This is a genomic window from Candidatus Brachybacter algidus, assembly GCF_016707225.1.
GTDB classification, from domain to species: domain Bacteria; phylum Bacteroidota; class Bacteroidia; order Chitinophagales; family Saprospiraceae; genus Parvibacillus; species Parvibacillus algidus.
Map to the genome: position 1 here is coordinate 188,479 of NZ_JADJID010000002.1, position 21,205 is coordinate 209,683.

18 protein-coding genes and 1 pseudogene are annotated in these 21,205 nt (G+C 38.0%); 18 read left to right on the plus strand and 1 reads right to left on the minus strand.

Annotated elements, in window-relative coordinates; all coding sequences use genetic code 11:
- The first annotated feature begins 89 nt into the window (after positions 1–89).
- The 18 genes and pseudogenes from IPI15_RS06665 (at position 90) to IPI15_RS06750 (ending at position 19,943) form a co-directional block, all read left to right on the plus strand.
- Positions 90–1,364, plus strand: coding sequence for an aminotransferase class I/II-fold pyridoxal phosphate-dependent enzyme (locus tag IPI15_RS06665; protein WP_287404476.1), 1,275 nt, complete (start codon positions 90–92; stop codon positions 1,362–1,364).
- 39 nt (positions 1,365–1,403) lie between these two features.
- Positions 1,404–2,462, plus strand: coding sequence for a VOC family protein (locus IPI15_RS06670; RefSeq protein WP_287404475.1), 1,059 nt, complete (start codon positions 1,404–1,406; stop codon positions 2,460–2,462).
- Between the two features lie 105 nt (positions 2,463–2,567).
- A complete protein-coding gene (locus IPI15_RS06675; protein WP_287419634.1) occupies positions 2,568–4,100 on the plus strand; it encodes a phytoene desaturase family protein in 1,533 nt (510 codons plus the stop codon).
- Between the two features lie 80 nt (positions 4,101–4,180).
- Positions 4,181–4,414: a hypothetical protein gene (locus IPI15_RS06680; protein WP_287404472.1), complete on the plus strand. Its 234-nt coding sequence runs from the start codon at positions 4,181–4,183 to the stop codon at positions 4,412–4,414.
- On the plus strand, positions 4,398–4,697 hold the full coding sequence (locus IPI15_RS06685) for a type II toxin-antitoxin system RelE/ParE family toxin (protein ID WP_287404470.1): 300 nt from the start codon (positions 4,398–4,400) through the stop codon (positions 4,695–4,697). The genes IPI15_RS06680 and IPI15_RS06685 overlap by 17 nt, the downstream gene beginning before the upstream one ends.
- Positions 4,698–4,729: 32 nt before the next feature.
- The gene (locus tag IPI15_RS06690) at positions 4,730–5,083 is read left to right on the plus strand and encodes a helix-turn-helix domain-containing protein (protein WP_287404468.1); all 354 of its coding nucleotides are present in this window, start codon (positions 4,730–4,732) and stop codon (positions 5,081–5,083) included.
- A gap of 7 nt (positions 5,084–5,090) precedes the next feature.
- Positions 5,091–5,252: a hypothetical protein gene (locus tag IPI15_RS06695; protein WP_287404467.1), complete on the plus strand. Its 162-nt coding sequence runs from the start codon at positions 5,091–5,093 to the stop codon at positions 5,250–5,252.
- 374 nt (positions 5,253–5,626) lie between these two features.
- Positions 5,627–7,831: a glycoside hydrolase family 97 protein gene (locus tag IPI15_RS06700; RefSeq protein WP_287404465.1), complete on the plus strand. Its 2,205-nt coding sequence runs from the start codon at positions 5,627–5,629 to the stop codon at positions 7,829–7,831.
- 320 nt (positions 7,832–8,151) lie between these two features.
- Positions 8,152–9,405 carry an efflux RND transporter periplasmic adaptor subunit gene (locus IPI15_RS06705; RefSeq protein WP_287419636.1) on the plus strand — a complete coding sequence of 418 codons (1,254 nt, stop codon included), beginning with the start codon at positions 8,152–8,154 and terminating at the stop codon, positions 9,403–9,405.
- A gap of 1 nt (position 9,406) precedes the next feature.
- Positions 9,407–10,351: a TolC family protein gene (locus IPI15_RS06710; RefSeq protein ID WP_287419638.1), complete on the plus strand. Its 945-nt coding sequence runs from the start codon at positions 9,407–9,409 to the stop codon at positions 10,349–10,351.
- Positions 10,338–10,640, plus strand: coding sequence for a hypothetical protein (locus IPI15_RS06715; RefSeq protein ID WP_287419640.1), 303 nt, complete (start codon positions 10,338–10,340; stop codon positions 10,638–10,640). Before IPI15_RS06710 ends, IPI15_RS06715 begins: the two co-directional genes overlap by 14 nt.
- A complete protein-coding gene (locus tag IPI15_RS06720) occupies positions 10,633–10,851 on the plus strand; it encodes a hypothetical protein (protein ID WP_502711643.1) in 219 nt (72 codons plus the stop codon). Before IPI15_RS06715 ends, IPI15_RS06720 begins: the two co-directional genes overlap by 8 nt.
- 47 nt (positions 10,852–10,898) lie before the next feature.
- Positions 10,899–11,566: pseudogene (locus tag IPI15_RS06725) on the plus strand (ABC transporter ATP-binding protein).
- A 205-nt stretch (positions 11,567–11,771) separates the two neighbouring features.
- Positions 11,772–13,109 (plus strand): ABC transporter permease, encoded by a 1,338-nt coding sequence (locus IPI15_RS06730; protein WP_287404458.1) that lies wholly within the window; start codon positions 11,772–11,774, stop codon positions 13,107–13,109.
- Positions 13,106–14,272: an ABC transporter permease gene (locus IPI15_RS06735; protein ID WP_287404455.1), complete on the plus strand. Its 1,167-nt coding sequence runs from the start codon at positions 13,106–13,108 to the stop codon at positions 14,270–14,272. Before IPI15_RS06730 ends, IPI15_RS06735 begins: the two co-directional genes overlap by 4 nt.
- A gap of 304 nt (positions 14,273–14,576) precedes the next feature.
- The gene (locus IPI15_RS06740) at positions 14,577–15,959 is read left to right on the plus strand and encodes a sigma-54-dependent transcriptional regulator (protein ID WP_287404453.1); all 1,383 of its coding nucleotides are present in this window, start codon (positions 14,577–14,579) and stop codon (positions 15,957–15,959) included.
- Positions 15,943–17,256, plus strand: coding sequence for a sensor histidine kinase (locus IPI15_RS06745; protein ID WP_287419644.1), 1,314 nt, complete (start codon positions 15,943–15,945; stop codon positions 17,254–17,256). Before IPI15_RS06740 ends, IPI15_RS06745 begins: the two co-directional genes overlap by 17 nt.
- A gap of 179 nt (positions 17,257–17,435) precedes the next feature.
- A complete protein-coding gene (locus IPI15_RS06750) occupies positions 17,436–19,943 on the plus strand; it encodes a transglycosylase domain-containing protein (protein ID WP_287419646.1) in 2,508 nt (835 codons plus the stop codon).
- A gap of 643 nt (positions 19,944–20,586) precedes the next feature.
- On the opposite strand, the gene IPI15_RS06755 is transcribed toward IPI15_RS06750, so the two are convergent.
- Positions 20,587–21,201 (minus strand): L,D-transpeptidase family protein, encoded by a 615-nt coding sequence (locus tag IPI15_RS06755; protein WP_287419648.1) that lies wholly within the window; start codon positions 21,199–21,201, stop codon positions 20,587–20,589.
- Between the last annotated feature and the right edge of the window lie 4 nt (positions 21,202–21,205).

Sequence of the window (21,205 nt, forward strand, 5' to 3'; positions counted from 1 at the left end):
ATCAACTATTAATATTACAATGCCTCTCCACTTTTATTTTACATATTTCCTCTTTTTTTACCACCTTTGCGGATTAATATAAATAACACATGGATTTATTTGAAAGATTAAAAGCTTCTGATCAAGGCCATTTAGGTAAATGGTCTGAAGAAGCAGATGGATATTATATGTTTCCTAAACTGGAAGGTGAACTGGGGCCAAGAATGCAATTCAATGGTCATGAGGTGATCAACTGGAGTATCAATAACTATTTAGGACTAGCCAATCACCCTGAAGTAAGAGCCGCAGATTCGAAAGCAGCTGAGGACTGGGGCATGGCATACCCAATGGGTGCGCGCATGATGAGCGGAAACACGGCTCAACATGAACAACTAGAGCAGGAGCTTGCGGATTTCGTGGATAAAGAATCTTCAATTCTTCTTAACTACGGTTATCAGGGTGTTGTTTCAGCTATCGACTGCCTGGTGACGCGTCATGACGTCATAGTTTATGACTCTGAAAGTCATGCTTGCATTGTAGATGGAGTAAGATTGCACCTAGGCAAACGTTTTGCTTTCGACCATAACAATATCGAGAGTCTGCGCACCAATCTTAAAAGAGCCAAAAATCTAACTGATGTTTCAGGAGGTAGCATCTTGGTGATCACTGAAGGTGTATTCGGCATGAGAGGAGATCAGGGCAAGTTGAAAGAGATCGTCGAATTGAAAAAGGAATTTCAATTCAGAATGTTTGTAGACGATGCACATGGCTTTGGTACTTTGGGTAAAAATGGCGCAGGTGCAGGTGTAGAGCAAGGTGTTCAGGATGAAATAGATATTTATTTTGCAACTTTTGCGAAGAGTATGGGTAGCATCGGAGCTTTCATAGCAAGTGATAAACACGTAGTTAAATATTTGAGATTCAATATTCGTTCCCAGATATTTGCGAAAGCAATGCCTATGCCATTAGTTGTCGGTAACCTGAAGCGTCTTGATATGATCCGCGACAGTGCTGAGTTGAAAGATAAACTATGGGTTAATGTAGATTATCTACAGGCGGGCCTTAAAGAAAGAGGTTTTAATATAGGCGATACCGATTCTTGTGTAACACCTGTATATCTGAAAGGAACCATTGAAGAAGCAATGGTTCTAGTGCGTGATCTAAGAGAGAATTATCATATATTCTGTTCAATGGTGGCATATCCGGTCATCCCGAGAGGCATGATCATTTTGAGGTTGATACCGACTGCTGTCCACACGATAGCCGACATCGATGAAACTTTAACAGCATTTAGCATCATCAAAGACAAACTCGAAGCGGGGATTTACAAGACACAGGCAGATGAGATCTATGGAGTTCCAAAATTGTCTTCTGCTACTAACTAGTCACACAAAGTCTGTTTTATAAATATTAAAATAACAAGGGTGAAGCCAATAATTAGTGGAATTCAGCAAATAGGTATCGGAGTTTCGGATGTTCATGAAGCATGGAACTGGTACAATAAGGCATTCGGCATGGATATTCCTGTCTTTGAGGAGGCAGCTACGGCTAAGTTGATGTTACCTTATACTGGTGGTAAACCACATGATAGACACGCTATTCTCGCCATGAATCTTCGTGGTGGCGGGGGATTTGAGATTTGGCAATATACAAGCAGAACGCCACAAGCACCCAAGTTTGAAATTCAACTTGGCGACTTGGGCATCTTCATGGCGAAGATCAAAACTTCCAATATTAAAAAGGCCTTTACTCACATGATAGATTGTGGTGGAACGCTGCTTTCTGAGATCACAAAATCGGTGAATGGCAAACAACATTTCTATGTGCGTGATCCTTATGGAAATCATTTTGAGGTAGTAGAACAAGATGACTGGTTTGGTGGTGGTGACAGCGACTTCGGTGGATGTTGCGGTGTGGTTATTGGTGTGAGTGACATTGAAAAATCCAAAATGTACTACAGGACTTTACTCGGATACGACAAGGTAACCGGTGAAACGGAAGTCATGGATACGGAGTGGAAAAATATGCCTGGTGGAGAAAAGAAGTTCAAAAGAGTGGTCTTGACACACGAAAGTCCTCGGAAAGGTCCGTTTTCAAAACTTTTAGGCGCTTCATCTATAGAACTTGTGCAAGCGCTGGATTATGAACCGGAGAAGATTTATGCCAAACGTTTTTGGGGAGATCTTGGATACATACATTTATGTTTTGATATCCAGGGAATGCCGGAGATGAAGCAATTGTGTGAGCAATTTGGATATCCATTTACGGTGGATAGCAGCGATTCCTTCGATATGGGAGCGGCTGCAGGGCACTTTTCGTATGTAGAAGATCCCGATGGAACATTAATAGAATTTGTGGAAACACATAAAATTCCGATTCTCAAAAAGATTGGGTGGTATCTAAATCTGAAAGACAGAGATCCGGAGAAGGCGCTTCCCACTTGGATGTTGAAGGCGTTGAGGTTTTCTAGGAAGAGGGTGTGAGGTCTTTAAATAATAAGTCAAAGACACCCCGGCCCTTGGCCACCCCTCTAAAAGAGGGGAAGGGGGAAATCTTCCACAACATTATTTTAGGAGTAAAAGGATTTCGTGCGGAAGCCAATTAATAAAACAGTAAATATTATCGGTGCCGGAATCGCAGGATTATCGGTAGGTTGTTATTTGCAGAAAAATGGTTTTGAGACACAGATCTTTGAAAAACACAATATTCCCGGAGGATTGTGCACTTCCTGGCAGATCGGGGATTATACCTTTGATGGATGTGCGCATTGGATACTTGGAACCGGCCCTGGTAGTGCCTTTTATCAAATGTGGTCGGAGGTGATTGACATGGATGAGTTGGTAGTGGTCAATCATCAATATCGCATAAAGCTGGAGGTAAAAGATCACCTCAATAAGTATGGCGAAAACTCTTTTTATCTGTACAATAATCTTGAGCAGTTAGAGGAATATATGATCGACCTGGCTCCCGAGGATGAAAAGATGATCAAAGAATTCACAGGTTTGGTTAGAACTTTGCAAAAATTTGATCTTCCTCCGATAGACCATGACGATGGTTGGTGGAATAAATTGAAGCGCAATATGGCAAGAGCGAAATATCTCGAATTGTTGTTTCTTTTTATGAAATACAAGGGTCAGACCAATTTTACGTTTGCAGACAAACTTAAAAGCCCATTTCTTAAGGAAGTTTTCCAATTACTTTACGACAACGACGAAGTCGATATTATGGTCATCGCTGTGCCCATGGCGAGTTATGATCTCGAAAGTGCCGGATATCCCATGGGCGGTTCGCTTGCATTTGCGCAACGTATTGAAAAAAGGTATTTGGAAACGGGCGGAAAAATACATTACAAAACGCCTGTTTTGAAAGTTGTGACTGATGATAAATCTGTCACCAGCATTATTGTTCGTAATAATGTAATCTATGAATCTGATTATTTGATTTCTGCCGGTGACTGGCACCATACGATATTCGAATTGTTGGCGGGAAAGTTTGCCACGCCACTTCAACTTGATCTAAAGAATCTAAAGAAGTTACAGCCATTTTTCTCCTCTATTCAGGCTTCTTTTGGTGTCAATAAAGATCTGACGGGAAGATCACATTTTAGTCGTTTTCCTTTGGAAGAAAATCTTGTCTCGCCAGATGGAACAGTGTATGAGCGATTTGAGATCCACAATTATAGCTACGACCCGACAATGGCACCTCCCGGAAAAACCTGTTTGGTAACTAATTTTTATACTTCTAAGGCCGATTATTGGATCGATCATCGAAAAAAAAACCGGACCGATTATCGTGCATTGAAATCAGAATTCCTGAATAAATGTGCAGCAATAGTTTGTAAAAAACTTGACTTGCTGCCGGAAGATATAGAAGTTATGGATCTTTCCACTCCTGCGACATTCCATCGTTACACAGGCAATTGGAAAGGCAGCACTCAGGGCTGGCTTGCCGGCAAAAACCTTTTAGCTCCTTCGCCTGTAAAACTACGAGTTCCCGGCCTCGATAATATGTTTCTCTGCAGTCACTGGAATCAACCCGGTGGTGGACTCCCGATCGCGATCAAGACGGGGAGGGATCTGGCGATGTTGTTGTGTAAGGAGAATGGGGTGAGGTTTAAGTAGGTAAATTAGTGCCAAAGCCGCAAAAACATTTATCAGCATAAAAAGGTTGTATCTTTAGCTTTATTAAATAGATTTTATAAATGAATGCTCAAATATTGGAAAAAAAAATAGAACTTATTCAGTGGTTAACAACATTGGAGGACAAGGCGATAATTGAAAAACTTGTAAAATTAAGACAAGAAGAAACCAAAGACTGGTGGAGTTCTATATCAACTAATGAGCAAGAATCAATAGAGAAAGGCATATCAGATGCTGAAGACGGAAAAATAATGCCACATGCTGACGTAAGAAATCTGTATGAAAATTGGATATAGAATTTATTGGACGAACAATGCATTGGCAGAACTTGCGGCAACAATAACTTATCTAAAAGAGAATTTTTCAGACAAAGAACTTCGAAAACTTGCCTTTAAGATTGAATCAACTATCCAGTTAATATCAATTAACCCAAATGTTTTCCCAAAATCCGAAATTAAGGATATATACAGAGTTGTTATTTTTAAATATAATACGATGTATTACAGAATTCAAGGAGATAATATTGAAATACTTTCATTTTTTTCGAATAGACAAGACCCAACTCGTAAGAAAATTTGATGAGCGGTATTCTCCGGATAAATAAATAGGCTATGAAATGGAAAGTCCTAAAAACGGAAGAAGATTATAATAAAGCAAGTGCAAGGTTAATGGATATTTTCCAGGCGGAGCCTGACACGCTCGAGGGAAATGAACTTGAGTTGCTGATACTTTTGGTAAAGGATTATGATGAGCGGTATTATCCGCTTCCGCAAGTTGACATTCTTGAAGTCATAAAGGAAAAAATGGCGGAACGAGGTCTAAAAAACAAAGACCTTGAATCCGTTATTGGCAGCAAAGGATATGTATCTTCAATCTTGTCCGGACGCAGAGAAATCACACTGAAAATGGCGAAAAAATTAAAGGTGTTTTTCCAAATACCTGCAGAATTATTTTTGCAAACCTAAATCAATTATGATACAATTCGAACAAGAATACAACACCACTGTAGAAAGAATGGAAAAGCTTTTACAAGATTCTAATAACATCGAAAATCACGATTCAAAAGGGTTTATAGAATTAAATCTTTTGTCTGATTTGGTTGCGGACTATGAGATGTATCATCCTGTCAAATAAATCAACTATGGAATATGGAAATATGATATTCCACCCTTCCTGAAAACTAAAGCGCTGCTCGAATATTAAGATTCAATTTTTACATCAAAATGTCACCGCCTTCGGGGTTCTGTTCTCCAGATCACCCTTAAACTATAAAAATGCCAACCTTTCAGGTTTATTAATTTTTGAAGAGAAATTCAAAAGGACGCCAGAACCCACCATAGTTGCGACTTCATTAATTCTTGAATATCACTGTTCATTTATATAAAGCCGGACTTTGCTTTTAAGTTATCCATTGATAATGGATAACATCTTCCATTATCAATGGATAAAAACTAAATCCCCTGCAATTATAGAAAAGGTTATTTTTAAACTTCCAAAATCAATGTATAATGAAAAGTGTTTTTTCTCTGTTTTTCCTTCTGTGTCTTTTTGTAACCTTAAATAGTCAGACATTATCTTCTCCTTCCGGACAAGTAAGTATGAATTTTAAATTACTTAGCAATGGTGTGCCATCATATGAAGTAAGTTATAAAAACAAAGCCGTCATCAAAACGAGTACTTTGGGTCTCGAACTCATGGGTAATGTCGGAAAAAATGAATTCAGCACGGAAGTAAAAAAAGACAACGGAGAAAAAGAGAAAAACTCACTTCTGAGCAATTTTGAGATCGTCAATACAGTCAAATCGAGCTTTGATGAAACGTGGCAGCCGGTATGGGGAGAGACCAAAGACATTCGCAATCACTATAACGAAATGGCTCTAACACTTCGTCAAACCACCACTGACAGAACCATAATTCTCCGATTCAGAGCTTTTGATGAAGGTGTCGGATTCAGATATGAATTTCCGCTTCAGAAAAACCTCACGTATTTTACCATCAAGGAAGAACACACACAGTTTGCGATGGCAGGAGACCACACTGCCTTTTGGATTCCCGGCGATTATGACAGTCAGGAATATGATTTTACGACTTCAAAATTGTCTGAGATACGAGGACAGATGTCCAAGGCTTTTACGCCAAATGCCTCACAGACTTCTTTTTCACCTACCGGAGTGCAAACTTCGCTGATGATGAAGACAGCTGATGGATTATATCTCAATCTGCATGAAGCCGCTTTGATCAATTATGCATGTATGCACTTGAACCTGGATGATAAAAACATGGTCTTCGAAACCTGGCTCACCCCGGATGCAAACGGCACCAAAGGACACATGCAGACACCTTGTCAGTCACCATGGCGCACCATCATGGTAAGTGATGATGCACGAGACATTCTTGCTTCAAAGATGACGCTCAATCTCAATGACCCTTGTAAAATTAAAGATCCTTCGTGGATCAAACCTGTTAAATACATCGGCGTTTGGTGGGAAATGATCACAGGCAAAAGCGAGTGGTCATATACTTATGATGCTCCGAGTATAAAGTTGGGAGTGACAGACTATACAAAGTTAAAGCCTCATGGTAAACACGGCGCAAATACTGAAAAAGTAAAAAAATACATAGATTTCGCGTCCAAAAATGGTTTCGATGCAGTCCTGGTAGAAGGATGGAATATTGGTTGGGAGGATTGGTTTGGCAATGCGAAAGACCACGTATTTGATTTCGTTACGCCATATCCGGATTTTAATGTAGACGAAATACAGGCATATGCAAAGAGCAAAAATGTTAAGATGGTCATGCATCATGAGTCCTCTTCTTCTGTGCGTAATTATGAACGATATCTTGATACGGCATACACCTTTATGAAAGAACACGGTTATAATGCGGTCAAAAGCGGTTATGTCGGTGATATCCTGCCTATTGGAGAATATCACTACAGTCAATGGACCAACAATCACTATCAATATGCCATAGAAAAAGCTGCCGAATACAAAATTATGGTCAATGCACATGAAGCAGTCCGGCCTACAGGCATCTGCCGTACCTGGCCCAATCTCATTGGCAATGAATCTGCAAGAGGCACGGAATATCAGGCTTTTGGTGGGAGCAAACCTAACCATGTGACTATACTGCCATTTACACGATTGTTGGGTGGTCCGATGGATTATACGCCGGGCATCTTCGAAATGGATATTTCAAAACTGAATCCAAACAATAAATCTTGGGTCAACAGTACCATAGCCAACCAACTTGCCTTGTATGTGACGATGTACAGCCCACTTCAAATGGCTGCCGACTTACCTGAAAATTACGAGCGTTTTCCTGATGCATTTCAGTTTATCAAAGACGTCGCTATCGACTGGGATGAAACCAAATACCTTGAAGCTGAGCCAGGCCAATTCATTACAATCGCAAGAAAAGCCAAGGGCAAAGGCAACTGGTTTGTCGGTAATGTAGCCGGAAATGATGGCCACACCAGCCAACTCACATTTGACTTCCTGGATGCCGGCAAAACGTATATTGCAACCGTTTATTCCGACACTCCGGAGACCAATTACAAAACTAATCCGCAAGCCTATTCCATTCAGAAAGGTGTCGTAGATAGCAAGACTAAATTGACATTGAAGTCTGTTCCGGCTGGTGGTTATGCGATATCAGTTATCGAGGCAGATAAAGATGCTGTGAAGGGAATGAAGAGGTTGGGGAAGAAGTAGAATTAATCCATTTTGATGCTTTTGAAAGGTTCTTTAAATTCTTAAAATCTAAGTTTTGTTAATTTAGATTAATTTAAAGCATTAAGGAATTAAGTGCCATTAAGTCTGTATTTTTTTCTGTCAGAAATAATAGCCAAACTATCTATAAACTGCCACCAATTTCCAATTTGTACACCCTCGGGACCTATTAAACATATCCGCACACTCCCTGTCCGATATCGCACACTATTATATAATTTTAAATATATAATCTATTGACTATCTGATATTTATTTTGTGGCACAGACCTTGATAACTAATTTATCAAATACATTCCACCAATGGATACAGTGATAAGCAAGTCTGACCAACAAAAGAAAAAGAATAAAAACCTAATGAAATGGGTGGCCGTCATTTTATTAGCAGCCATATTATTTTTTGTGCTTCGCAATCAACTAAAAAGAAAAGCTGACGAAGGCAAATTCCTCATCTCAACAGTAGAAATGGGAGATATCCAAAATACCATTTCGGCAACAGGTTTAGTCATTCCCTCCTACGAACGTGTCATCAATGCCCCGGTCAATACAGAAATAAAAAATGTAAAACTCAAGCGTGGCGATGAAGTCAGAATCGGCTCACTGATCATGGAACTCGATCGAGCCTACACAATACTTGAATACGAAAAATTAAAAGACGAACTAGATCTCAAACGAAACAGCATCAATAGGCTAAAACTCGAATTCGACAAAGACCTGGTGGATATTGATCTAAAGCAGCAACTCAAAGGCCTTCAACTATCTGAACTGGAAGCTGAGATCAAAGATCAAAAGAAACTCAATAAGGTAGGAGGCGCCACCAATGAAGAAGTTGAAAAAGCAGAATTAAATTTAAAACAAGCTGCCATTGAGAAGAAAATTTTACTCAATGAATTAAAATTCAAGCAACAAGCGAATGTTCCTGATAAGAAGAACCTTGAATTAGAATTTCAAATTCAAGCAAAACGTCTCGCAGAATTGAGAAAAAAATTAAATGAAACCTCCGTTTACGCGCCTTCTGATGGTGTCATCACCTGGATCAACGAAGACATCGGCAAGACGGTCAATGTTGGAGAACCTTTGGTTAAAATAGCCGATTTGAAATCATTCAGAATAGAAGCTTCAAGCTCTGACCGCAATAGTGATCACATTAAAGTAGGTGCCATAGTAAATGTTCGGATAAACAATACGACTCTGACTGGCACTATTAGCTCCGTACTTCCGGCGGTTGAAAATAATACTATAAAATTCCTGGTTGAATTAGATAAGACAGATTCCAAACTATTGAAACCTAATCTTAAGGTAGAAATATTCATAGTATCTGATAAAAAATCCAATGTACTTCGCATTCAAAATGGTGAAGCATTCAATGGCGCTAAGACACAAGATGTCTTCATCGTACAAGGAGATAAAGCTGTGAAAAGAACAATAGAAAAGGGATTGAGTAGCTCAGATTATGTCGAGATCTTATCGGGTGCAAAGACTGGTGAAAAGATCATTATTTCTGAAACCGAAGAATACAAAAATATGAATGAATTCATTTTAAATAAAAAGAATTAAGATGAATAAATCAATTAAATTAATAATTATTTTTCTGTCAATTAATTCTATTGTAATTGGCCAAAATACGATGACGCTCGAGGAGGTGATCAATAGTTATTTTGAAAGAACCAATGCAGCAAAAATTAATACAATAGGTAAAAATATTGCTACTTCGAACTTCCTCTTATATAAGGCCGGTATGAAACCACAAGTTTCTTTAAATTTTCAGGTTCCCAATTATTCAAAGACTTCCGTACAGATCGTTCAGCCTAATGGTTCAATCGCTTTTCAGTCTATTTCGCAAAATAACTCATTAGTCGGCCTGCAATTGGAGCAAGCAATTCCATGGACTGGAGGTACATTCTTTGCGCTGTCTGAATTAAGGAGATTTGATGACTTCAGCACAGATTTTAATTCGTATAATGGTATACCGATCCGTCTGGGAATCAATATTCCAGTACTTGGTTTTAATCCATATAAATGGGATAAATTAATTCAACCATTAGAATTAAATGCAGCTATTTCCACTTACAAATTCGAAACGGAGAATATCAAAAGCAATATTGTACAATTATATTTCGACGTTCTCATCGCGCAGACAGCCAAGCAGATTGCTGTCACTAACAAAATATCCCACATAAGGCTGGATACAATAGCGGTTGAAAAATTCGAATTAGGCAAAATATCCAGAGAAGAAAAGTTACAAATAGAAACCGGTTTAGAAAATTCTGAAATCGTTTTAAAACAATACCAATATGATGAAGTCACATCATTCAATAGTTTAAATTCTTACCTGAATGGCGCACAATTGGACTCGACAATTAAATTCGTAATTCCCGCAGTTTTAATACCTGCCAAAATTAATGATCAAGAAATAATTGCATTGGCAACAAGAAATTACCCTCAATTACTCCGAAATAAAATAAATATTTTGGAAGCAAAAAGAAACATTGTACAGGACTAAAACTAATTACGGCATCCGTGCCAATCTATACGGCAGTTTTGGTTGGGCAAGAGGATCACAGCAGATCAAAGATATCTATACTCAGCCTTTTGTGGAGGAGCAACTTAGCCTTACTGTGGCCATTCCAATTGTAAATTGGGGCAGCCAGACAAGCAAATTCGATCGCAAAAGATCAACTGGAAAGGGCCAAATTAATGGATATCCAAGGAGAGGCAGATTTCGTCAACAATATAAAGACGGAGATTACCCTCCTGAATCATTCTCAACAGCGAATAGTTTCTTTGAATGAAATTCAACAAAAGTCTGAAGAGCGATACAATATCTCAAATGAACGATATTTATTAGGCAAGATAAGCCTTACTGATCTCAACCTTGCACAACAAGAGAAGGATCAGATGAAGATGGCTTATATCATGGCATTGAGAGATTATTGGGTCAGCCTTTACGAACTTAGAAAACTGACGGGATATGACTTTATCAACAATTCTCCTATTAAATAAATAACAATTAACAACTAATAAATAACAATTAATAACAATTATCAAAAATGATAAAATTAAATAATGTTTCCAAAGTATATCGTACCGATACCATCGAGACAACGGCTTTGCATCATCTCGATCTCAACATCGAAAAAGGTGAATTTATCTCCATCATGGGCCCATCCGGTTGTGGTAAAAGTACATTGCTCAACATTGTAGGTCTTCTGGACGAGCCTACACAAGGTTCCATCATCATCGATGGCAACATGAAATTTCAGAATATAACACAAAGGCAACTGCAAAATTCAGAAATGAAAAACTTGGATTTATCTTTCAATCCTTTCATTTGATCCCTGACCTTTCAGTATTGGACAATGTGGAATTACCATTATTGTATAGAAATATAGGAGCAAAAGAACGTCGTGAATTGGCCCTGGAAGCACTTGAATCTGTCAACCTTAAAAACAGGATCAATCACTATCCCAGCCAACTATCCGGAGGCCAAAAACAACGTGTGGCCATCGCCAGAGCTATCGTCGGAAAACCATCAGTCCTCCTCGCAGATGAACCAACAGGTAACCTTGACAGCGTCATGGGAAATGAAGTAATGTCCATCCTCCTCCGCTTAAATGAAGAATTAAAAACGACCATCGTCATGGTGACGCACGATGAAAACATGGCCAACAAGACGCATAAGTTGTTGAGGTTGTTCGACGGGAAACAAGTAGGCTGATAATTGTGAATTATTAATTATTACTGAGAGCTGAAATTGTAGCTAAGATTATAGTAACTATCAATTATTGAACAGGAAGAGTCTATGAGTAAAAATAACGGTTCAATCCATGGCCTATTCTAATTTCTAACTTCTAATTTCTAATTTTTTTAAACCTGTGCGAAACTTAAAATCTCAAATAAAAAATAAATTCAAATAAACAGCCATGTTAAAAAACTATATAAAACTAGCCCTGAAAGTACTCTCCCGAAGAAAGTTTTTCACCTTCATCAGCCTCTTTGGTATTAGTTTTACGCTGATGGTGCTGATGCTCATAGCTTCATTTATTGAAACTGAATTTGGAGATAATCCACCTTTAAGTAGAAATGAAGATTTGGTATTTATGCCTATGCTCTCCGAGTTGTATTATCAGAATGACACCATTCGTGACATTGACACCTTATTCAATAATGGAATCGCCACATTTGATACTACGCATCTGGTCAAAAGACAAAATGAGGCGAGTTATATAAGCAACAGTAGCATGAGTCACCATGTGTTGGAAAAGTATTTTACCGGCCTAAATGCTGCTGAACAATCCACTTTTTTTTCTCCGGATTTAACCTACGATGTTTATATAAACAATTCTAAATTATCGATTAAAACTTGCATCTCTGATGAGGGATACTGGAAAGTTTTTGATTTTATGTTCAAAGAAGGTCGCCCTTACAATGCGGACGAAATAAAAAGAGGTGCTTTAGTAGCAGTAATAACCCAATCGCTGAGTCGCAAATATTTCGGCACTGTAGATAATTTAATAGGAAAGGAAATAGAAATGGATGATAAACATTTCAAGATAATTGGCGTTGTCGCCACACCCACCAGTTCTGCAAATTATGTGGGATGCGACATATACATTCCTTACACTGCTTTTCCAGAGAATAAGGACCCTTCAGACTATTTTGGAAGCTTCATGGCAGTTTTTCTAATCAAAAATAATTCAAACATCCACAATTTGAAAAAGGAAATTCTTTACAGAATATCAAAGATACCAATACTTAAGCCAGAAGATTATAATGTAATAGAAGCCCCTTCTGCCACATTTAGTGAGACGTATGCTCAACAGACCTTATACGAAAAGGACCCTGAAAAAAGTAAAAGGAATTTATTTCTAATCATGGCAAGCTTTATTGCACTTTTTGTCTTGTTGCCTGTGCTGAATCTTATCAATCTCAACATTAGCCGAATACTCGATAGAAGTTCTGAGATTGGAGTTAGAAAAGCATTCGGCGCTAACACGAAGAATATTTTATTTCAATTTGTCTTTGAAAATATTATTCAGACTTTCATCGGAGGTTTACTAGGTTTAGTTTTTGCCTTAGTTGCAATTTACCTGATCAATGACAGTCAATTGCTTAATAATGTAAGACTGGTTATCAATTTTAATTTTTTCATAGCCTGCTTTTTCATCAGCCTTTTATTTGGAATCATTTCCGGATTACTTCCTGCATTAAAAATGTCAAAATTATCCATTGTAAATGCGCTAAAACAAAACAACATATGATACGCCATATTTTCAAACTTATCTGGTTCAAAAGAAAATCTAATGCACTCATGATCCTTGAGATTTTCCTCGCCTATCTTGTCTTGTTTGCAGCGTTTTCTTTTGTGATTTATCAATTGAGGATTTTGGAGAAACCACTTGGTTTCAAGACTATTGATCGATGGATGATCAGTCTTGAAGGACTACAGGCCAAAGATTCTGCGGAGGTCGCCACCATCATGGATCAGCTAAAAAATGAACTTAAAGCTAGTCCTAACGTAGAAAGTGTCGGATTTACAAATTCCAGCACTCCATTTTCTAATAATACCTCGACCACAGGCAATGATGATATGGGATTCAACGTTTCATCACGCATAGCTGAGGCTGATGAGGGATTTGGGGAGGTGATGAATATTAATATCATCAAAGGGAGATGGTTCAATGAAACGGATCGCCAGTCAAAATATAGACCAATCGTGGTCAACGAACTATTCCTAAAAAACTTTTTCCCAAATAAAAATATGCTAGATAGTGTAATTATTTTGGATGGTGAGAGCAAGATTGTTGGCATCATGGATGATTATCGATACAAAGGTGAATTTGACTTACCAACAAATATGTCTTTCTGCTACACACCACATACTCAAGGTTGGATGTACAATATCATACTCAGGATGAAGGCAGGTACACCCATCGGTGAACAGAAAACGATCAATGACATTGTCAAAAATGTTACAAAATCCAATTCTTTCATTATCAAGTTGTTGGAATCCGAAAGAGAGAAGAATAGTCGGGCGAAATGGATTCCCATAATAGCCTTGTTGAGCATCTGTGGATTCCTATGCATTAATATTGCTCTTGGTCTATTTGGTGTTTTGTGGTTCAATATCAACAAAAGAAGGTCAGAGATCGGCCTTAGGAGAGCTTTGGGAGCTCATTCCAGTGACATTTCGAAGCATTTTTTAATGGAAACACTTGTGCTTGCTTTTATAGCCATAGCACTTGCTTTGATATTTACCATTCAGATTCCACTTCTGAAAGTCGTCGATATTCAGCCAAGTATATTCTATGAATCGATGGTATGGGTGACTGTATTAATTTTAATATTAGTATTCATTTGTGCTTATTTTCCGAGTAGGCAAGCGGCTATGATTCATCCTGCTACTGCATTGCACGAAGATTAGAAATTTCATGTTTCATCAGTCAAATTCGTTTATTGTTAAGCCAGCTTGAATAAAAATGTTAGATGTAAGAAGCTTGTCCGACGAACGAAGTGATGGCGGGGTAGATTTTAGATGGCCGTCTTTAATTAAAGTCAAAATTCTCGCCTTTGTATTTTTAAAAGATAAATTATGAACCAATTAACCTAATACCATCTAACATCTAAAATCAGCCATCTACCTTTGGTTCTAAACTAACAAAACCTAAATTATTTTTTTACTGCCGAAACTTGAGTTAATTATATTTACATCGCTTTACATTTTAATTATGAGTTCAGAAATACAGTCACGTATTCTTATTATTGATGATGACAGGACCATCGTGTCAGGGATAAGCCTTTTTCTGAAAAAGAAAGGTTACCAGATAGATAGTGCTACAAATGCTGCCGATGCTGTGGAAAAGTTGCATAATTTCAACGCTGATCTTGTGCTCCTGGACATGAATTTCAACATTGATACTTCAGGAAAAGATGGACTGCTTTTGTTAAAAAATATCATAGAAATTAATTCTAACATACCAGTAATTTTGATGACCGGATGGGCGACGGTTCAACTCGCTGTGGAAGGGATGAAGCTGGGAGCAATGGATTTTATCGCTAAACCATGGGATAATAGTCATTTGCTTTCTTCGATTCAAAATTTGCTGGAAATAAACAAACCATCCTCAGTTAATAAATCGATACAAGGAAATGATATAGATTCCATAATTGGCCAAAGTGCAGCCTTTCAGGATATCTTAAATCTTGTAAAACATATTGCGCCTACAGATGCAAATGTGCTGATCACGGGTGAAAGCGGAACCGGGAAAGAAGTTATTGCGGAAGCAATTCATTCTTTGAGTAAGCGGAATGGAAATGAGTTTGTCAAAGTAAATTTGGGTGGAATATCCAGTTCTTTGTTTGAAAGTGAAATGTTCGGGCATAAAAAAGGAGCATTTACTGACGCACATTTGGATAGAATTGGCAGATTTGCAAAGGCACATAAAGGGACTATTTTTCTGGATGAAATCGGTGACCTTCCGGTGTCTAACCAAGTCAAATTATTAAGAGTATTACAAGAGAGAACTTATGAGGTCTTGGGCAGCAGTGAGACTAAACGAACAGATGTTCGTATCATCAGTGCTACCAATAAAAATCTTGAAAAAATGGTTTATGATGGTACATTCCGGGAAGATCTTTTCTACCGTATTAACCTCATCTCAATACACATGCCATCATTGAATGAACGATCAGAAGATATTCCTTTACTCACGGATCATTTCATTAAACAAGTCTGTGAAATCTATGAAGTGACAATTCCACTTATCACGACGGAGACATATGACTGGCTTCAGAAACAGCCATTCCCGGGCAATATCCGACAGTTGAAAAATATGGTCGAACGCACTTTATTGATCAACATTAATAAGAAGGAACTTAACTTTAAAGATTTCCAACAGACATCATCTCAAAATCAAAAGTCCACACCCCAGTTCACGCTTCCAGAAGTGGGTATGGTGAGTTTGGATGATCTCGAGAAACAAATGATACACAAGGCGCTCGATTTTCACAATCATTCAATCAGTAAAACTGCCCGATCACTTAGCCTTACACGAAGTGCGTTATATCGACGTCTTACCAAACATCACATTCCCTATGAGCCTAAGAATTAAGTATTGGTCCATCATCATTGCGCTCCATGTAGTATTAATAGTCTTGTGTTATACCTTACTTTTTGACAAGAAATGGCTATTCTTATGTTCTGAAGTAATACTTCTCGCCTCCCTTTATTTTAGTTATCTTTTATACAATGCTCTCATCAGGCCCATTTCTCTTATGTACATGGGGAGCAATGCCATTCGGGATCGCGATTTTAGCGTAAAATTTCTGCATACTGGTTCCAAAGAAATGAATAACCTGATAGATATTTATAATTCCATGATCAATACTTTGGGCCAAGAGCGAACCACTGCGGAAGAGCAAAGTATATTTCTTGAAAATTTAATATCCATCAGCCCGGTTGGCATTATCATTCTTGACTTTGACGGAAGAATTGAAATTCTTAATAAACATGCAAAGCAATTATTGAACCAAAAGTCGAACCCAATAGGAATATTATTATCAGAAATAATGCACCCCGTCATTTCAGGTATTTTAAAGATAGAAAGCGGCCAAAGTTTGATCATTAAAGCTGATGGAAATAAAAAATACCGCTGTCAGGTAAGCAATATTGTCCACAAAGGATTTCTCCGAAAATTCATCTTAATAGAAGATCTGACTACCGAATTACTCAATTCAGAAAAGGATGCTTATGGAAAAATAATCCGGATGATGGCGCACGAAGTTAATAATTCAATGGGCGCAGTCAATTCCATTCTTACTACTGTGCACCAATTTGGCTTCGAGGGAGCAGATGCAGATCCGGAATTAAAGTCAGGTCTGGAAATAGCAATCGAGCGCAATAATAATCTGACTTCTTTTATGAAAAATTATGCGCAGGTCATTCGCATCGTTCCTCCATTTTTACAAAATATCGAAGTAGCAAAATACCTTAGAAATGCAGTAAGACTTTGGACTAATATTAGTACTGAGAAAAACATTACAATTAACACTGATGGCCTTGATCATGAAATGTTATTGGATCTGGATCCCATTCAAATGGAACAAGTGATTTCGAATATTTTAAAGAATAGTATTGAATCAATCGGTGAAAATGGAGAAATACATATCGGTTATTTATCTGACAGAAAAGGGTTTTTCGTCCGGGATAATGGTGCAGGCATCAGTGACGAAACCAAAGATCAATTATTTTCCCCTTTCTTCTCCACAAAGCCTTACGGGCAGGGAGTCGGACTCATGCTCATCAGTGAAATACTGCAGAAGCATGAGGCACATTTTAATTTGTACAGCGAAAGGAATTGGACTAGTTTCGAGATTTGGTTTGATTTAAATGATAAATTTGTTCATTAAGGAATTAGTGAAAATGTGCTTGAAACAATTAAGATAATTCCGCTTCGTGATATTTCCGACTACTTGTCAATTGTCTCACAACTGAACCTATTTCCTCTAATCTAAACCACTTATTTTCTCATTCATATACTATTATTGTACATTCGTTGTTTATTAGAATACAACAAATTGTTTTACATATGGATCAAGATCGTTCTAAGATCAATAGTGTGATCAAAAAGATATGGGTCGGCTTAGGCATTTTTGTCGCATTGGTGATTTTTTATCTTTTTTATCTATCCCTGTCCGGCCTGCCAACATTTGATGAACTTGAAAATCCGAAGTATGATTTTGCAAGTCAAATTTTATCTTCAAATAATTCTACACTTGGTCGGCTATATATCGAAAACCGCGTACCCGTTACATATGAGCAGCTTTCCCCTTTTGTCGTTCAAGCACTTTTAGCTACAGAAGATGTTAGATTTTACAAACATAGCGGTGTGGATGCGGAAGCCGTAGCGCGAGTTGTGGCCAAAACACTTGTCCTCGCCAATAAGAGCGCCGGTGGAGGAAGTACGATCACCCAACAATTGGCAAAGTTGCTCTATTCGGATAGAGACTTCAGCAATATGGGCACCATTAGAAAAAATTTTGCACTTGTAAATATTAAACTCAAGGAATGGATTACTGCAATCAAACTTGAACGCAGTTATACAAAGGAAGAGATCATCGCCATGTACCTCAATAAATTCAACTTTATTTATGGCGCATATGGGATAGAAGCAGCTTCAGAGACTTACTTTAGCAAAGGAAACAAAGAGTTGAATGAGTCCGAAGCTGCCGTTTTGGTTGGAATGTTAAAAAACCCATCATTGTACAACCCTGTCCGAAGAAAGGAACAGGCGATTAACAGACGTAATACCGTCCTCCGAAGAATGGTCACCAATGGAGCTCTGGATGCTAAAAAAGCCGAAAAACTAATTGAAAAACCTATCGAATTAAAATTCAAACCTAAGTCTCACATCGAAGGTGATGCTACTTATTTCAGAATGGAGGTAGGAAAAGAAGTTGCTTCCATTATTAAACACAATGACCTTCAGAAATCAGACGGCTCACTTTATGATATTTATCGTGATGGACTAAAGATCTATACCTCGATCGATGTTGAAATGCAGAAGATCGCAGAAGCGACAATGCTCAAGCACATGAAATCCGTCCAGAACAATTATTGGAGAGAATGGAAAGGTAAAGATCCATGGAAATACAATACCGACGCCAAGCAGCTGGCGATTCGGGAGAATACTATGAAAAACCTCGTCCGCTCCTCTGACAGATATATCACTATGCGCCAGAATGATTTCGAACCGGACCTTGAGGGCATGATGCGCAAGTTTCCTTCTATCAATTTCACTGATATAGAGTTCGATATCTGGAGCGCCGCCGAAAAAGACGGTCTTGAAAAAGTAGCTAAGAAATATAAGATCACAGATGATCAAGAGCGTATTTATGCGAAGATCATGGACGATCCTGATTATAAAATTGCCCTTGCGAAATGGCAAAAATTCAGAAATGATGTCCGCACTTCTTTCGGTAAAAAATATAAAATGAAGGTCTTTGCCTACAATGCAATGGCTGAGAAGGATACCACCATGACACCATATGACTCCATCCGATATCATAGGAGTTTCCTACAGACAGGCATCATCGCTATCGAACCGACGACGGGGCAAGTGAAAGTCTGGGTGGGAGGTATCAACCACAAGTATTTCAAATTTGATCACATCCGCAGCAAACGTCAGGTGGGCTCGACGTTCAAGCCTTTTGTCTACGCATCTGCCATTGCTTTCCAGGGAGTTTCTCCATGTCAACGCGTCGTGGATCAGCAATATACTATTTCGCCGGGAGAAGGACATTTTGGACTCATCAATAGCTGGTCTCCTGGCAATGCAGAAGGAAGATTCTCAGGGCAATCGATGACGCTTTATGAGGCATTGAAAGAATCGAGGAATTCAGTTTCTGTATACCTTATGAAACAAATGCAATCCACCTCATATGTCCTCGACCTGGTCAATAATATGGGTATCGACAAGAAAAAGATTCCCGCTCAACCATCTATTTGTTTGGGAGCAGCCGAACTGACTGTGTTTGAGATGACGGGGGCTTATGCCAGCTTTGCCAATAATGGGACGTATATCGTACCTTCCTTTATCACAAAAATTGAAGATAAAAACGGAAAGGTTATTTACAAAAACACATCTGATGAGAAACAGGCACTTTCCCCGGATATCAATTATGTCATGGTGGACATGTTGCGTTATGCTGTCCGTGGGGCAGCAGGATTTAAAGGTGTCGTGAGCAATATAGGTGGCAAGACAGGTACTACGAATGATTATGTCGACGGTTGGTTTATGGGTATCACACCAGGACTAGTCGTGGGGACATGGGTAGGAGGAGATGACCAGTGGACGAGGTTCCTGAGCTTAACCAATGGACAGGGAAGTAAGATGGCAAGACCATTTTTCTCTGAATTTATCCGTCAGTTAGAGATGCAAAAAGTAGCGGACTTTGATCCGAAAGCTAAATATATCGTGCCATCAGGACCACAAACTATCATAACAGATTGCAGCCAATACAGTAGGCCGGATGTTATCACCGTACCAAAAGATACGACAAAGAAAAAAGAGGGCGAAGATGATTTTTTTGAGTAAATAACTTAAGTTTCGGTAGTCAAATTTTTCTTTTTGAAGATTTTTTTTAAATTTTAATAGAATGTTAGATGTTAGAAGGTAGATTTTAGATGGCCTTCCATCAATCACATGGATATTTTTTCTAATAAACCTATTAAAGAAAAAATACGAATCAATTGACTAAACCCCATCTAACATCTAACATCAGACATCTACCTTTGTTTCTTAACTGACGAAACTTGAGTAAATAATTTGGTTGTTGAAGTTTTAGAAATAATATATGTATTTCAAATCTTCGTTTATATCCAGAACAATTAGAAGTTATACAAAACGAAATTATTTAGTTGCCCAATATTTTGCCGTATAAATCAGCTTTAAATTATAGACTCTCTTTTGGCAAATGCCCCAAAGACAAATATTATATCCACTACCGCGCTAGCAGCATCGCAGATAATTGCACGAATTTGCACGAATAAATTCGTGTTAGATGCAAAGCATCATTGGTGGAATTAGTGGCTAAATAAATTTTTAGAAATAATAGTCGATTTTAGAGTTCTATTTAATTTTTCATATTATAATTAGTTGAATAACATTGAATTAAATTTCGTTGTGTAATAAAATTAAACTTCATGTGTTTTGTCTGGCAAAAACATTTGATCAATCTTCATAAACCCAATTCCTTCTTCAAATTATCATATAATTCCTCACTCCAATTAATTTGAGGAATCACAGGGTATTTTTCATTTTTTCTGAAATCATGTGGACAAATAATTACTTTCACTTTATCCAAATCCAATTTCGATACCAATACAAATATTTCCTCCATGGCTTCATCGCCAACAGGAATGCAGCCGGTGGTCTTGCTTTTACCGTGTATGAAAATATCTCCACCTAGATCCACTCTTCCATCCAAACTTGCTTTTTCCCGGTCAAAATCATTTGGATAATTAATCTTTATGGAGAGATAAAACTTGCTATTGGGATTCAGGTATTCCACCGAATATATTCCTTCGGGAATTTGTTTGTCACCATTTTTGAGTTTGGGTCCGATGGTGCCGCTAAAACCAGTAAATGGATATGATTCTATGAGGATTTTTGCGTCATTAATAACAGCATACATTTCCAGAATTTGCTCAGATTTAAATGCAAGTAGTAGCAATTGTGCTGGGTATTTATTAATTCCGAAGCTACTAAGTATAGGTTCGAACTTTACGAAAACACGCGCTTCTACCTTTTGAAGAATGGAAGAAATAGATTCCTTTTTTACAATTTCTGACATAAAT

Coding starts and splice junctions, on each gene's coding strand:
- IPI15_RS06665 (WP_287404476.1), top strand. CDS start 90: ATGGATTTATTTGAAAGATTAAAAGCTTCTGATCAAGGCCATTTAGGT.
- IPI15_RS06680 (WP_287404472.1), top strand. CDS start 4,181: ATGAATGCTCAAATATTGGAAAAAAAAATAGAACTTATTCAGTGGTTA.
- IPI15_RS06685 (WP_287404470.1), top strand. CDS start 4,398: ATGAAAATTGGATATAGAATTTATTGGACGAACAATGCATTGGCAGAA.
- IPI15_RS06690 (WP_287404468.1), top strand. CDS start 4,730: ATGAAATGGAAAGTCCTAAAAACGGAAGAAGATTATAATAAAGCAAGT.
- IPI15_RS06695 (WP_287404467.1), top strand. CDS start 5,091: ATGATACAATTCGAACAAGAATACAACACCACTGTAGAAAGAATGGAA.
- IPI15_RS06700 (WP_287404465.1), top strand. CDS start 5,627: ATGAAAAGTGTTTTTTCTCTGTTTTTCCTTCTGTGTCTTTTTGTAACC.
- IPI15_RS06705 (WP_287419636.1), top strand. CDS start 8,152: ATGGATACAGTGATAAGCAAGTCTGACCAACAAAAGAAAAAGAATAAA.
- IPI15_RS06710 (WP_287419638.1), top strand. CDS start 9,407: ATGAATAAATCAATTAAATTAATAATTATTTTTCTGTCAATTAATTCT.
- IPI15_RS06730 (WP_287404458.1), top strand. CDS start 11,772: ATGTTAAAAAACTATATAAAACTAGCCCTGAAAGTACTCTCCCGAAGA.
- IPI15_RS06735 (WP_287404455.1), top strand. CDS start 13,106: ATGATACGCCATATTTTCAAACTTATCTGGTTCAAAAGAAAATCTAAT.
- IPI15_RS06740 (WP_287404453.1), top strand. CDS start 14,577: ATGAGTTCAGAAATACAGTCACGTATTCTTATTATTGATGATGACAGG.
- IPI15_RS06745 (WP_287419644.1), top strand. CDS start 15,943: ATGAGCCTAAGAATTAAGTATTGGTCCATCATCATTGCGCTCCATGTA.
- IPI15_RS06750 (WP_287419646.1), top strand. CDS start 17,436: ATGGATCAAGATCGTTCTAAGATCAATAGTGTGATCAAAAAGATATGG.
- IPI15_RS06755 (WP_287419648.1), bottom strand. CDS start 21,201: ATGTCAGAAATTGTAAAAAAGGAATCTATTTCTTCCATTCTTCAAAAG.